The 14,304-nt window shown below is 68.4% G+C and carries 12 protein-coding genes and 1 pseudogene; 5 read left to right on the top strand and 8 right to left on the bottom strand.

Annotated features, from left to right (window positions below; genetic code table 11):
* The first annotated feature begins 414 nt into the window (after window positions 1–414).
* On the top strand, window positions 415–2,307 hold the full coding sequence (dcm, locus tag ABZU25_RS11475; RefSeq protein WP_355029317.1) for a DNA (cytosine-5-)-methyltransferase: 1,893 nt from the start codon (window positions 415–417) through the stop codon (window positions 2,305–2,307).
* Here dcm and ABZU25_RS11480 read toward each other — a convergent pair.
* Both ABZU25_RS11480 and ABZU25_RS11485 read right to left on the bottom strand, forming a co-directional pair.
* Window positions 2,297–3,613 (bottom strand): ATP-binding protein, encoded by a 1,317-nt coding sequence (locus ABZU25_RS11480; RefSeq protein ID WP_355029243.1) that lies wholly within the window; start codon window positions 3,611–3,613, stop codon window positions 2,297–2,299. The genes dcm and ABZU25_RS11480 overlap by 11 nt on opposite strands.
* Window positions 3,614–3,999: 386 nt before the next feature.
* Complete coding sequence (locus ABZU25_RS11485; RefSeq protein ID WP_355029244.1) at window positions 4,000–4,608, bottom strand: very short patch repair endonuclease; 609 nt, start codon at window positions 4,606–4,608, stop codon at window positions 4,000–4,002.
* A gap of 736 nt (window positions 4,609–5,344) precedes the next feature.
* Here ABZU25_RS11485 and ABZU25_RS11490 point away from each other — a divergent pair.
* Window positions 5,345–5,515, top strand: coding sequence for a hypothetical protein (locus ABZU25_RS11490; RefSeq protein ID WP_355029245.1), 171 nt, complete (start codon window positions 5,345–5,347; stop codon window positions 5,513–5,515).
* Window positions 5,516–5,819: 304 nt separating this feature from the next.
* On the opposite strand, the gene ABZU25_RS11495 is transcribed toward ABZU25_RS11490, so the two are convergent.
* From ABZU25_RS11495 to ABZU25_RS11505, 3 genes are all read right to left on the bottom strand, one after another.
* Entirely contained in the window at window positions 5,820–6,755 is a 936-nt protein-coding gene (locus tag ABZU25_RS11495) for a replication-relaxation family protein (protein WP_355029246.1), read from the bottom strand.
* Window positions 6,756–7,365: 610 nt separating this feature from the next.
* Window positions 7,366–8,334, bottom strand: coding sequence for a replication-relaxation family protein (locus tag ABZU25_RS11500; protein ID WP_355029247.1), 969 nt, complete (start codon window positions 8,332–8,334; stop codon window positions 7,366–7,368).
* A 413-nt stretch (window positions 8,335–8,747) separates the two neighbouring features.
* Entirely contained in the window at window positions 8,748–9,458 is a 711-nt protein-coding gene (locus ABZU25_RS11505; protein ID WP_355029318.1) for a hypothetical protein, read from the bottom strand.
* Between the two features lie 6 nt (window positions 9,459–9,464).
* Here ABZU25_RS11505 and ABZU25_RS11510 point away from each other — a divergent pair, with 6 nt between their 5' ends.
* Window positions 9,465–9,758: a helix-turn-helix domain-containing protein gene (locus ABZU25_RS11510; RefSeq protein WP_355029248.1), complete on the top strand. Its 294-nt coding sequence runs from the start codon at window positions 9,465–9,467 to the stop codon at window positions 9,756–9,758.
* A 2-nt stretch (window positions 9,759–9,760) separates the two neighbouring features.
* On the top strand, window positions 9,761–11,239 hold the full coding sequence (locus ABZU25_RS11515) for a tyrosine-type recombinase/integrase (protein WP_355029249.1): 1,479 nt from the start codon (window positions 9,761–9,763) through the stop codon (window positions 11,237–11,239).
* A 268-nt stretch (window positions 11,240–11,507) separates the two neighbouring features.
* On the opposite strand, the gene ABZU25_RS11520 is transcribed toward ABZU25_RS11515, so the two are convergent.
* The 3 genes and pseudogenes from ABZU25_RS11520 to ABZU25_RS11530 all read right to left on the bottom strand — a co-directional run.
* Window positions 11,508–12,203, bottom strand: coding sequence for a hypothetical protein (locus ABZU25_RS11520; RefSeq protein ID WP_355029250.1), 696 nt, complete (start codon window positions 12,201–12,203; stop codon window positions 11,508–11,510).
* Window positions 12,200–12,700 carry a hypothetical protein gene (locus tag ABZU25_RS11525; RefSeq protein WP_355029251.1) on the bottom strand — a complete coding sequence of 167 codons (501 nt, stop codon included), beginning with the start codon at window positions 12,698–12,700 and terminating at the stop codon, window positions 12,200–12,202. Before ABZU25_RS11525 ends, ABZU25_RS11520 begins: the two co-directional genes overlap by 4 nt.
* Window positions 12,701–12,943: 243 nt before the next feature.
* A pseudogene (locus ABZU25_RS11530) lies at window positions 12,944–13,120 on the bottom strand (site-specific integrase); the annotation flags it as partial.
* Window positions 13,121–13,429: 309 nt separating this feature from the next.
* On the opposite strand from ABZU25_RS11530, the gene ABZU25_RS11535 reads away from it, so the two are divergent.
* On the top strand, window positions 13,430–14,281 hold the full coding sequence (locus tag ABZU25_RS11535) for a hypothetical protein (protein ID WP_355029252.1): 852 nt from the start codon (window positions 13,430–13,432) through the stop codon (window positions 14,279–14,281).
* Window positions 14,282–14,304: the final 23 nt, after the last annotated feature.

Raw genomic sequence — 14,304 nt, forward strand, 5'->3', positions numbered from 1 at the left:
GTGCTCGCCCGGAGATGTTCAACGTCGGGTGCGATGATTCATGACGAGCAGGCCACAACTGCTCCAGGGATCGAAGCTCATTTGAGGCTCTTCATACGCCCGACACCGGGGCCTGCCGCGAGTGTCGGCACTACCAGCGAGGCCCACCCTCGCCGGCAATCCACGTCAACTTGCGAGTGAGGGGCCCGGGCCCCGGTCAAGCGGTCCGCTCATACCGTCTAGCCCAACGAATCTCATCGAACTCGTCGGCCAAGCCGTCGTGGCGACGCCGGGGGCAGCCGACGTGCGGCGTCGGGCCACAGAGGTAACCTGCGCAGGGCGTTTTGATCGATCAGGGAGGTAACACAGGTGACGGACGACACCGTCGACCGGCGTCGGGCAGGCTACGGCGTCAAGCTCGTACGTGGCCCGTTCGTGCGCCTGGCACCACACCCTCAGGCGTGCAAGGATGACGACGAGTTCCTCCGCTTCGCGGCGGCGTGCCGTGATCGAGGCGACCGGCTGGCGGCGGACCTGTTCAGCGGTGCCGGTGGTCTGAGTCTGGGTCTTACCGACGCTGGGTTCCGCGTGGTCCTGTCAGCCGACCGCGACCCTGAGTCCGTCGAGACGCACCGGCACCACAACCCCGGCCTCACCCTTGACTGCGACCTCGGCGAATCCGCCAATGTCAGACGGATCGCCGCCTTGGTCAAGGAAGCGGGGATCGAGCTACTCGCAGGTGGTCCGCCGTGTCAGCCCTTCTCCCGGGCGGGCCGCTCACTGATCCGTCACCAAGTCCGCCACGGCCTTCGCCCAGCGCACGACGAACGCCGGGACCTCTGGCGTTCGTTCTTGGAAGTGATCCAGTTGGCCAGACCGGCCGCTGTGATCATGGAGAACGTCCCCGACATGGCACTCGACCGGGAGATGTTCATCCTCCGCACCATGGTCCACGAGTTGGAGTCCATCGGTTACGCGGTCGAGGAACGAGTTGTCGACACCCTGCGCTACGGCGTGCCGCAGTTCCGCCAGCGGCTGATCTTGGTTGCACTGCGAGACGGGGTCGCCTTCGACTGGCCGGAGGAGGTACCGGACCGGGTGTCGGTCTGGAACGCGATCAGCGACCTACCCGAGGTTGAGGGCGGCTGGAGGCCCGAGGGTGGGGCGGACGGTTGGACGGATTACGCCGGTCCGACGTTTGCCTTTCAGAAGCACATGCGCAGGGGTGTCGCACCGTCGGACGCGGGCAAGGTCTTCGACCACATCACGCGACCCGTACGCGAGGATGACCTGCGCGCCTTCGACATGATGGACGCCGGCACCAGGTACTCGGACCTGCCGGAGGACGTCAAGCGCTACCGCGACGACATCTTCGACGACAAGTACAAGCGCCTGAGCGAGGACACCTACTCCCGCACCATCACCGCGCACATCGCCAAGGACGGCTACTGGTACATCCATCCCCGACAGGACCGCACGCTGACCGTGCGTGAGGCCGCTCGACTGCAGACCTTCCCCGACCGGTTCCGCTTCGCCGGCCCACCGTCGGCGGCGTTCCGCCAGATCGGCAACGCCGTACCCCCGGCGCTCGGCACCCAGCTCGGACGCGCCGTCATGACGGCGCTGGACGCCCTGAGGCCAGCCCCCTACCGCAGCCACGACATCGCCCAGGCCCTCGCCACCTGGTTCGACGGCCTAGGCGAGCCGACCCTTCCGTGGCTGCGTGCCCGGACGCGGTGGCAGGTAATCTCCGCCGAGATGCTCCTCGACCGGGCGGCACCCGAGCAGATCCGAATCCTCTGGTCACTGCTCGAACGATGGGAGCAGCCGCAGGACACCGTTGACGCCGGCGACGAACTTCTCGAGATCGGGCGGTGGGTCAACCGCGAGCACCGAGCCGAGCGGCTGCTCGAACTGGCGCGCACGCTCACGTCGCAACCGGACCTGCTCGACGACGATAAGATCCAAGGCCTCCGCGGGGTTGACGCCTCGGTAATCGACCTCGCCGTCCTCGCGATCCCGACCCGCGGCGAGGACGACGCGGAGGAGCCTGTGCTGATCACCAAGGGCACCCACCGCGTCGCCGCCCGCTTCACCGGCGAGCACGTCGAACGAAGCCACAGGATGACCGCTGGGCGTCTCGCCGTCGCCCGAATGATCGGTGATGACAAGAACGCACGGCGAGCGCACCTAGGCCTGATCGAGCTGGCTACGTCAGTCTGCCGTCCCACCGACCCCGCCTGTCCCCGCTGCCCGCTGATCGAAGCATGCAGCGAGGCTGCCAAACGGGGCAATCGGACCGCAGGGCAGCCGGTGGTCAGTCCCTGAAGCCGAGCGCGGCAGCGACGTCAGGGGCCTCGGCCCGCAACGTCTCACCGATGCGCTGCAGGGCCGCGTACTCGCCGGCACGCATTGCTGCGGCGCGCAGCGCCAAACCGACAACTGGCATGGGCGGCGCCGCCCCAGACGCCTCACCGCGAGACAAGGCGGCCAATTGCTCGGAGCCTGCCTTCGAGCCCTCGGCGGCACTGCGCGAGTTCTTGCGGTAGGCGTCGTCCGCCCGCATACACAGCTCGTGAACGGGACGTTCGATCAGCTGACGCAGCTGCGGCGGCATCGCCACCCTGATCTTCGCCACGTTGATGTTGAACACCACGTCAAGGTCCGTGTCGAAGTCCAGTGCTACCCGCGCGAGCTTCGTGTGCTCGTCGATGCCCCGCATCCCGTTCCAGCCGCCCCACTGGACCAACCGCTGGGCGCGGTAGATGTACAGGCCCTGCTGACGGTTCCAGTTCAGCGGGCCCGACAGCCGCTCGAACTCCGCCTGGGACGTGAACTGATCGCGAGACGGCAGGACGTACCGCTGTAGTGCCACCGTGCCGGCGGCTTCACCGACTGTGACCTCGAAGCGCAGCGGAGGAAGCACCTCGCGGGCGGGCTCATCTGGAGCAAATGGGTTCCACGGCCGGACCTTCTCGCCGTTGATCGTGATTACGAGACCACCGCCAACCTCACCCTCGAGGAAACGGTGGAAGACCGTACCCAGGTGGTCTGCAGTCCTGCCTGCCAGCGCCTCCAGTCGGCGACGCGCCCAGCCGCCCTCAGGCTTACGTTCCGGCAGAACGCGGTCGAGACCGCGCCAGAGCACAGCGGTCCCTCCCGTGTCCGCCACCGTCTCGCGGGCTCGGGCGACCTGATCGTCGTCTGCCGGTTCGGCGATGACCCAGTCGTCCACCTCGGCGATCAGGTCAAGATCGATCATTCGCGAGACGGTGCGGGCCGTGGCCGCTCTCCTGCGGCTGATCACCGTCAGGGACCGGCACTGCGACAGAGAGGCAGTCTTCAACCCCAGCCCGTACCGACCGAGATCACCGCGACCGTAGTCGCGTCGGCTGCCGTAACGCATCGCTTCCAACAGACCGTTGGCACTCATACCCTCGCCGTCGTCGGCGATCATCACCCACGAGTCGGAACCATCGAACACGACGTCAATCTCGACCCGACTCGCGCCCGCAGCAACGCTGTTGTCCACGACGTCAGCCACAGCAGTCGGAAAGTCGTAACCGATGTCACGCAGCGAGTCGGTCAACCGCGCAGCAGACGGCGCCACGCTGTACAGGTTTCGCACGCTCACGACGCTTCCTCCGTTCGACAACGACGACGGGGACCAGGATGTCACACTCCTGCGCGACCCACCTCATGGGACGCACAACGATGCGCCTGAAGCCCAACTTTTGACACGGAAGGCAGGGCGGTCGAGCGGTCGCCTGCGCGCGAACTGGGATGAGATTCCGGTGAACTCTGCCTGCCCTCGGCAGAGTTCACCGGAGCTTTCCGATGTATGACGGCGCCTCCCCTCGACACGTGCGCCAGATTAGAACAGGGGTACGACCAGAGCGCTCGACTGGAGCCGGTCAGGCGGACCGCGGTGGATGTGACGATCAGCGAACCGACCGCATTCGTCCTGCCAGCCGCAGGTGGAACAGGTGTGCAGCGTCCGGAACGCAGGAGGCAGCCCAGCTACCCAGCGGCGAGGTTCTGACTTGCGGCCGTCCGGGCGACCGGACTCGCGGGAGTGGTGCCCGCGCATGACGGGCCGCGCACCTCGGCAACAACCCGACGCGCCGGCTCTTCCACCCCTCGACGAACCTCGCACTCCCACACCCTGACCACTCGCCAACCGGCCTCGATCAACTCGTTGTCGACCCGCTGATCACGGGCCCTGTTCGTGGCGATCTTCGTCCTCCACCTCTCGGCGTTGGGACCACGGAATCTGGAGGGTCCGTGCTGCGGACATCCGTGCCAGAAGCACCCGTTCACGAACACCGCGACGCGCGGACCGGGGAACACGAGGTCCGGCCGGCAACGGTTGAACAGGGTCCGCCCCAGGCGAAATCGGAGACCCAGTGCGTGCACGGCGCGGCGCAACGCCATTTCGGGTGCGGTGTTCCGTGTACGCCGTCCTCGCAAATGAGAACCCTGGGCTGTGGCCACCCAGGCTCGAGAACCTTCCCGAGACGGCGGGGAGTCGCCGCCATCGACACTCGTCATCACAGTCGTCACCTCGGCATCTCGGTAGAGGGCCACCCGGCTCCCCAGCCAGCTCTCACCCTGTCTACCAGCACCCATTGGGCTCGACCGACGTCGACGGAAGGCCCGGATGCAGCTCACTCTGAGGGCATACCTGGCGATCCCCTGCGGTCGAGGCCCTCGGCTGCAGGGGAGAAGACGCAGCCTGAGCCCTGGCTCGCCGCTAACCCAACGATGACGCGGGCGCAGGTCGACGGCCAGGTAATTCTCGGCGCCGTCGCGCGGGCGGTCCGGCGCTGGCCCGGCGTTAAGGAGACGACAATTGATCAGGCCAGGCCCACGGCCCGGTCCTAGATGCGGGCAATCGCTGGCGGATCTTGCCGGTCAGGTCGGGTGTCGTCCTATGCGGCCGTCGGTGCCGACAAGGATGGCCGAGGAGATCGCTGCGGGAGCCTGTCCGCCGCTGGTTGTGTCGGCGAGGTGGTGAACCAGCCACGAAACGGCAGCGCCCGGGAGGCGGCCACGGTCGCGCGCCGCTGCGGTCGCCGGGTTGGGGGCTGGGTGGCGGCTGGCCGTGCTGGCCGCGCGAGGTTCATGGCTCGGCGGGCGGTGCGGGCGGCAGCGCACATGCCGCGCTGGCCGGCGCACTGCAAGTTGCGGCAGTTGCCGTGGTTGTCGGGTTGGTGGGCGACGGCGACATCGAGGGCGAGCCGCCACAGGAGTGGGTCGATCACATCGCCGGGGATCACGGCGAGCAGGCTGAGGCGTTCACGAGGCATGGTGAAGTCCCTTTCGTCGACGGTCACGTCGTCCGGCACGGACTACTGGGCGGACGGTGGACACGATCGACGCTCACCTTTGCCCAGAGATCAAGTCGTCCGGTCTCTTCGGCTTTCCGGCTGGCGGCGCGAAGCTTGTTGTGACGGTCAGCTACAACTGTCACTTTTCAGCGGTAGTTGTCACCGCGGTTGATCCGCCGCTTCGGGCGGTGGTAGGAATTCGCTGAAGATTGATCGCCGGGTTCCGCCCGCCGGAGTCGGCGGCGGGTCGCGTGAAGACGTTCGCCACTCACAGCAGCTCACAGCGGCGTGCCGCCGGTGTGAATGCGGGCGCGGGCGCTGTCCCCGGACAGCGTGGCTGACAGACCCTGACAGCTTCCCAATCGAGGCGCGGTCCGCTTCCGGTCGCCTCGGTGCGCGCCCGTAGGGCGGGTGACGGTTACCGGCCCGGCGAGCTGGCGGGTGGGGGTGGTTCGGCGGCGTTTGCGGCCTGCAGGCCGCCGCGCGCGCCGTGTGTTCCGCTCCCCCACATTAGGCGGCCCGCTCGTCCGAGGTGGGCTGGTCGTGGGTGGGGTATTGGTCGTCGTGGTGGGTGTCGGTGTAGGGCAGGTCGATGAGGCGGTGACGGCCGGTACGGCCGGGGAGTTGCCAGATCTGGTGGGCGGGGCTGGCGGCGAGGGCGGTGCGTAGTTCGGCGGTGGTGGTGGCGATGGCCGCCTCCGGGCCGGTGCCGGCGATCCGGTGGTGCAGGTTCGCCTCGCGGCGGGCTGAGGGGAGGTGGAACAGCACCGGCCATGCCCAGGTGCTCAGGAGGTAGAGCCGCTCGTATTTGATGATTTTGTCGATGAGGACCTGCAGGTTTTCACCGCTGGTGTCGTATTCGAGGAAGAACGGCACGGACCGTTCGTGCTCGGTCCATATCCCGGCGCCGTCCGGGCGGGGGAGGCCCGTCGCTCCGGCAAGGATGAGGTGCGGGTTGGCGCCTTCGCGGTAGAGGGTGCCGGGTTCGTGGTAGGCCGACGCGGGCTGCCAGCGGACGAGGTCGCTGTCGGGGTGGGTGCGGGCGTGGGCGGCGAGGTCGATGAAGACCTGGTTGCCGCCGAGCAGGTGCGGCAGGTCCGGCCGGCGGGTGAGGGAGTGTTTGCGGCGGCGGGCTTGGTCCCGGCGGCCTCGTGGGAGTCCGCGTTGGGCGTGGACGTGGTCGTAGCCGAGTTGGTCCAGGACGTAGTGGTAGGGGTGCGAGCCTCCGTCGGCTTTGTTGGGTCGGAACCGGTCGACTGCCCGCAGGGCGGTGAGGCGGCGTAGCCGGCGTTGGGTGAAGTCCAGGGACGGGAACAGGGCGGCGGCGATCTGGTCGGTGGTGAGCACGCCGTGGTCGTAGAGCCAGCCCAGCAGCCGGTCGTCGCGGGCGGTGATGCTGGCCTGCAGGCGCAGCAGTGGGTCCGCGGTCGGTAGGTGTTTACCCATGGGCACAAGCCCTGGGGGAGAGACCCGAGACTGGAGGGTCTGTCTGGAGCGGTCCCGGACTGCTGACAGCGGGGCTGACCTGGGCTGTGAGCGGCCGTGCGGGGTCAGGTTGGGGGTCAGGATCAAGACGGACGGTAGAACGGAGATCGGCACTGACCGCTGAAGCGCCGGGCACAACGGGTTCGGTGTGACGGTGCGGTGAGGGTGGGTGTGAGTCGGGCCGGTGACGCTGGTGAGGTCCGCGGTGCGGGGTGATCATCGTTGTTGCTCCAAGTTCGCAGGTGCGAGTCGGGTGTGAGGTTGATGCGCGCCGCGGCCACAGCGGGCGGGAGCAAGCGGAGGTCAGCAGTCGCTGTCCGGAAGCTTGGTGGGACACGCCAACCTCCCTGGCCTCGCGTGTGTGGTGAACTTCCGGTGACGCGGGCAGCAAGTCGCCTGTCGATCGGGGCTGGTCACAGCGGCTGCGACCTGCGGTGTGAGCCGCAGGCGTTGCCGTCCGGGGTCGAAGCGACACTCCCCCGACAATGACCGGGTAAGCGCTTCGCTGGGTCGCCCCGGTCTGCCCCTCGACCGGCCCGGGTGGGCCGGTCGAGGAGCAGCGGTCGGTTGGTCAGTGGCGCGGCAGGTAGTGGTACTCGCCGTTGGCCACGGATTCTTCGTAGGGGCGCTCGGGGTCGTAGATGGGGTGTGGGGCTCGGGGCCGTACCTCCTTGAAGGTCACGGTGTCGGGCGGCCACTGATCGGGGGTGTGGGGAAGGTCGGTCAGGGCGAGGCGGTGTGTCTCGCCGATCGGCTGCCAGACCGGGTCGGCCGGGTGGCCGTGCTCGGGGTTGCTGGTGACGACGGTGAGGCGCCGCGTGTTGCGGCGCTCGAGGTAGCGGCGCAGGTCCTGCTCTCGCTGCGGGTCGGCGGCGTGGAACAGCAGGGTCGCCAGGCCGGATTGTTCGGCCAGCGGCCGGTAGCCGTGGATGCGGTCGGCGAGGTCGGCGGGACGGATCTCGCCCGGGTCGGGCTGGTACCAGAACGCGTGGCGGTCGCGGTCGTGGATGTACTCGCCGTGCCAGGCGGCATGTCGCGCCGCGGTGACGTGTCGGCAGGTGCGCGGTGACCACCAGGTGCGCAGGTCGCTCCCGGGTTCGGTGAGCGCGTGGGTGGCCAGGTCGACGAAGAAGTCGTTGGCCTGCAGCAGGCCGGGCAGGCCCGGATGTTCGCGGAGCCGGTCGCGGGCCCGGTACACCTGCGCCGGTGTGACGTCGAGGTCTTCGTCGAGTGGGGTGAGTTGGGCGCCGATCGGGCCGAGGCACCACGAGGTGTCGGCGGTGGCCGCGGTGCCGGTGTTCCAGAGGCGGTCGATCCAGCTGCGTCGGGCGAGGATCGCCAGACGTCGGGTGGCAGACGCCGTGGTGGTGGCGAAACCGAGTGCGGTGAGCTGCGCGGTGGTCAGGACGCGGTGCTCGGCGAGCATCTCGACGGCCCACCAGTCGGGCAGGCGCATGCGGCCGCTCTCGGCCAGGAGCAGCTCCGTCGGGATCGGTCGGGTGGACGGGACAGTGAACTGGGGATGGTAGGTGGTCGACATGACCGGTACCTCCAAGGTGGTGCCACTCCCGAATTGGGGTGGCAGGGGTGGATGAATGCCTGTGTGACCGCGTCGGTGCGGCACACCTCGGGCGGATCACGCACCGCGGTCGTGCATCGCAGTGGGTGACAGTGCGGTGCCAGATCGCCGTTCCGTGTGCCCGGACGGCCGCCCGGGCACGGAACCGGCTGGTCCGCGCGGCCGGATCACCGGCGCTCATGCGGTACGGCGAGAATCCGAGCGCGGCTTCTGGCGCCGTCATTAACAAACCGCCGCTTGTGTGCTCTGGCGAACGCCTGCCCCACTCACAACCACTCACAGCCACTCACAACGAGGGGTTTCTCAGTTGAGGTGATCCGTCCCAGGAGCCCTCACCGGGGGAAGTGACGGCGCCGCGAGAAGAGGGAGCCGACCTACGCGACTGCCGTCGACGTGGCGGCAGTGGTGGTGAGGCGACGGCGGCTGGCGGCGCGCAGACTGGCCCGGCGTTCGGCTCGCGCCGCCAACACCTCGGCGGCCTGCGGGGACGCCGCGCCGGTCAGCATGCCGCTGGCGAGGGCTTCGGCGAGGCGGGTGTCGATGCGACCCAACCGCATGCGCAGGGCGTCGGTGCTGATGCCCATCCGGGCCGCGATCGGATCCATGGCCCGCCGTCCCAGCCGCACGTCGATGTAGGGCTGCTCGTCGTCGGCGTCGAGGATCCCCAGGCGCACCGCGCGGCGTACCAGCACGTCCGGATGCCCGTAGGGCACCTGCGGGGTCCGCGGTCCCGTGACGCGCTCCACGTCCTCAACCAGAACGAACTCGCTGGCCTGCTGGCGCAGCGCGTGCCCGGCGCGCCACCCTGCCCGGCACAACGACGCGTACGGCGCCCGGCGAGCCACGTCCACGTGGTCGCGCAGCGCAGCCAGGAAACCCGCGAGGATCTCCGCGCCGATATCGTCGGGGTCACCACGGTAGCCGTCGGACAACCGCCTCGCGTAGCGGCGCAGCGCCGGCATCGCCATGCCGACCGCGGCGATGACCCACTGCGGCCCGTCCAGGCGGGCACGACGGATCAGCTCCCGCCACACCGCGTCGCGGGTGGTGTAGGCGCGCGGGTTCGCCAGCAGCCAGTCCCGCAGCGCCGGATGGTCACCGACCTGAGCACCGCGGCCCGGATCTTCGGGCTGTCCCGTTCCGTCGCCTACGACCTGGCCAAGCGCGGCGAGTTCCCGGTCGCCGTGCTGCGCTTCGGCAGCCGCTACCGGGTGCCGGTCGCCGCCATCCTCCACGCCCTACACCTACCCGACGGCGACGACCGCCATCAGCCACCCCAATCGCCGGGGGACGACTTGATCGGCGGCGGAAGGCACGCGTGGATCACCCCGTACGCAATCCGCAGCCACCGGCTGCCGAACACCCCACCCGAGGGAGACAACTGATCATGGCGGAAGGATCCGTCTTCAAACGCTGCGCGTGCCGCGACGGCAACCGGCGCAAACTCGGCAACCACTGCCCGCAGCTGCGCCGGGCGAACGGAGCGTGGAATCCCACCCACGGACGGTGGGCCTACCAACTCGAACTGCCCACCCACCCCGGCCAGGCGCGACGGCAACTACGCCGCAGCACCTTCGACACCCGCGACGCCGCCACCGGCGACCGCGACCACGCCAAAGCCCTGCTCGCCCTCGCCGCTGACGACCCGGCAGTCGCCGCCGAGATCGCCGACATGCTCCTCGCCGTCACCGCCGGCGCACCCCTGCCGGACCGCGACACCATCGCCCGACGGGTCCGCGCAGGACTGCCCGCCACCGTCACGACCACCGTCGGCGAGTACCTGCAGTCGTGGCTGGCGTCCCGCCGCAGCCTCAGCAGCGTCCAACCCAACACCCTGATCGCGTACGAGTCGCACATCCGCGTCCACTTGGTCCCGCACCTCGGCGCCATCGCCCTGGTGAAACTACGGGTGGAGCACGTCGAGGCCATGTTCGCCGCCATCGCCGACCGCAGCACCGCCATCGAGATCGCCCGCCAGAGTGACGACCCCGCCATCCGCGCCAGCGTCCGCGGCCTGCGCACGACCAAACCGGCCAGCATGCACCGCATTCGCGCCACCCTGCGCAAGGCACTCAACGACGCCATCCGCCGCGGCAACAACCGGCTCATCGACTTCAACCCCGCCGCCCACATCGAACTGCCCTCTGGGGTACGCCCCAAAGCCCGGGTATGGACCGCCAAAGCCGTACAACGGTGGCGCGACACCGGCGAGCGACCCAGCCCGGTCATGGTCTGGACCCCTCAGCAGGCCGGCGCGTTCCTCGACCACGCCGAGGAGCACGACGTCGCCCTCTACCCACTGTTCGCGCTCATCCTGCACCGGGGACTGCGCCGAGGCGAGGCCGTCGGACTCACCGACGCCGCCGTCGACCTCGACAGCTGCCTGATCAGCGTCACCCAACAGATCGCCACCCACGGCTACACACCCGTGATCAAGAAGGTCAAGTCCGAGTCCGGCAACCGAATCATGGCCATGGCCAGCATCACCCGCGTCGTCCTACGCGCCCACCACGCCCGCCGAGCCCAGTGGAAACTCGCCGCCGGCCACACCTGGCCCGACACCGGACTGTTCTTCGTCCAACCCGACGGAAAACCCTGGCACCCCAACGCCGTCACCGACCGCTTCGAAGTCCTCGTCCGCGACGCCGACCTACCCCCGATCCGGCTACACGACCTACGGCACTGCGCCGCCACCTACCTCAAAGCCGCCGGCGCCGACCTCAAAGACATCCAGGAACTCCTCGGCCATTCCTCGGCCGCCATGACCGACGTCTACACCTCGGTCATCGCCGAACTCGACGTCGAACGCGCCAAAGCCGAAGCCGCCGCCGAACTACTCCCCCGCCGACGCAAGCGCGCCGCATAGACAGACAAGGCACCCGCCAGGCGGGGACGGCAGCCCAAGCTGCCGCCTCCGCAGCCGAGCCCGACGCCGTCCGCTGCGACGCTGCCCGCCGTGTCCGCGAGTAGCGGACGGAGCTCAAGCCGTCCGCCACTCCAGCGGCCACGGCGCGTCAGGCCTTGCCCGATGGTCCGCTGCGGATAACCGCCGCCCCACGAAGAGGGGCCTTTCAGGCAGAACCCCGGAGGAGGCCGCACAGGCCGACCGGCTGCTGTGATCATGCGGTCGGCGATCAGGTGGGGTGATCGAAATCGAAGCCGGCCACCCACTTCTTGAGAGCATCACGGATATGTGTGCGGACGTACGTCTGGAACCGGGTTCCCGGCATCGCGCCGAACTCGAACGGTAGATGGCCAGCTGTCTGGCTCAGGCATTTGTTGGCGGACGGGGAGAACGAGTTGGTCACGAACAGGCTCGCCATCGTCCGCGGGAAGTAGGCCCGCACACCGACATACTTCAGTGCCTCGTCTCGTGGAACGCCGAGCGGGTAGTACTTGCCCTCGATCGTCAGCACACAGCCGGACGCCTTTGGTAGTTGCGTCTTATCCCGGCATACGCGCGCCGCTTTCGTATCGACGAGCAGAATGTCCGATTCTGCGTCGAATTTCTTGGCCTGCACCTGCACCCTCACCCGGAGATGGACCTCGATCGGGCGAGCGTCTCCGAAGTACAGAACCGCGTGGGTAAACGGTCGTCGCCGAGCGTGAATGAAGCCGGGGGCGCCTCGGAAGACGAGCTCCGACACTTCCTTCTCGTAGCAGTCTTCGTAGGTGACCCGGGCACCGCACTCGGCCGCCGTAGCGATCACCTGGGCGAACAGGTAACCCTCGTAGATGCGATCCGCCTCATCAGATCGGGTGAACGGTGTCGTCACCCCCTGCATCGCGTCAGCCAGCTCAGTGAGTAAGTCGCCGATGGGATCCGTCATCCCGGGACCACCGCCGCTCGGAGGGCGATCAGGGTGCCGACAACACGCTGCCGGCCCTGCGCATCGGCTTCCAGGTCGGGCTGCCAGAGGATGACCGCTTCTTCGTTGTCCTCGTCGAGTGCCGTGATGATCTGCTCAGGCACCGCGACTCGACCCTGGAAGCCGTCGGTGAGCACGCGCACCGTCTCCGTGCGGAGGCTCGGCAGATCGCGGTAGATCGCGAGCATTGCATCCAGCAAGAGCAGAACCCGCTCTGTATCCGTGTACGGCCGCCACCGAATTTCGGGCTCAATCCGGCTGCGTTCGTCCGGCCGTATGCCATACCCGAAAAGACGGCCGCCGCGCCGCTGACCGTGGCTGCTGCTGCCTTCCGTCACCGACTCGGCGGCGCCCTCAGCAACGGCGGCATCCACCGCCTCCACCACCCAGGTCAATCCATGATCGGCGAACAGTCGCCTGAGAGTCAGGTCTACCCGCGCCAACTCTGACGCCTCCATCGCTGGGGCCTTCCCACATCTCGGCAATGTCCAGGGCATCCAGCCCAGTCCAACCAAACACCATAGTGGTCAGTCTGGCCATCGGCTGCCCCCCGATTTGCGTCCTCTGTTCGCCCAGTCGGGTCCGCCAGAGGAGCGAAGATCGACGGCGATTCTTGCCGGTGGCTGCGGATTGCCGCCGGATCGCAGCGCATCTTCATGCAGGCCGGGGTGGCGCCGGGCATGCAGGGCAGGGCGATCGACTTTGGCTTCGATTGCCCTCCAAGCTCCTCGACGGTGGTTACCGGACTTTCGCAGCGCCGCATAGAACGACCTGAGCGTCTCGGTGTCCAGCCGGCCCGCCGGCAGCTTGCCGAGCAACGGCCGCACGTGCTTGTTCAGCTTCTTGACGTACTCCTGCCGTGTCGACGTCTCCACGTCGCCGTCGTCATGAGGCCACCCAAGGCGGTCCACCACGTGAAGATCGACGATCGGGTGCCAGTGCTGGTGGGCCGGAGGTACCACCATGCGAACGAGGCCCTCTTTTGTCGAAGATCAACGCCACGTTCGCCAAATCCGCCGCGATCCGCTATGCCATAGCCCACGCCGCTACATCGTCGAACGCGCCTGACTGAAGGTGGGAAGGAAGGCATCGACCGCGTCGACCACCGGATCGATCCGCTGCCGATCGACCCCGCGGTTCTCCAGCCGTACTGATCGCCGCCGGCCGGCGTGGCTGAGCGAGCGCGAATGGGCAAGTGGCGAAGGTTGACGGGAGCCGGCATCACCCGCAGCATCAAGGTCGCGTCACTGTGTAGTCGCGAGCGGGAGGGCTTCATGCTCATCAACATCGTGGCCGGCCTGATCACGGCCGCCTTGCTCGCAGCCGGCGGCTTGGCCCTGCGCCACCGCAAGCACCTCGGACTGCTGCGGACCACTCTGACGTCCGGGCGGCTGCGCGTGTCGGTTGCGGCGCTGCTGCGCATCAAGGACGACGACGGTTATGTCCTGATCCACCATCCGTTCCGGCCGGGCGTGTACGGGCCGCCGGGCGGCGTGGTCAAGTACACCGACGAGGCGCGCGGAGCCCTAGACGCAGTGGGGTTCGTCGAGCAGCGCCCGGCCGGCCGCGAGCTGACAATGAGACGCGACTTGCGTGGATTTGTCCCTACCCGGCATGGCATCGGATTCCTGCGCTGGTACGACCGCTGCACCGGCCGCGAGTCCGGTCCCGAATGCCTGCGGCGGGAGCTGCGCGAGGAGCTGTCCGAGGCCGGGCACCCGGAACTCGCGCCGCTGGCCGGCAAGCTTCGATTCGAGCTGATCAGGTCGGTCGTCGACGGGCCGCGGCCCACGCCGGGCAAGCAGCACCGCACGATGCGGTCCTTCGAGGTGTACGACCCGATCCTCGACTCGCCCGAAGCCGTCGAGCTGCGGCGCCGCATGCTGGAGTTGGCGCACGACGCGGCGGAGACCGAGATCGTGCTCGCCCGGGTCGCCGATATCGAGGACGGTCGCCGCGAGCAGTTCCTGATCAGTCCGCAGTCGGCGTTCCTACTGAGCACACGCCGAATCCATGAAGACCTGCCCGCTCTGCGCTGACCCTGTGGCCGACATCATGCAAG

The organism is Micromonospora sp. NPDC005215, assembly GCF_040607915.1.
GTDB lineage: Bacteria > Actinomycetota > Actinomycetes > Mycobacteriales > Micromonosporaceae > Micromonospora.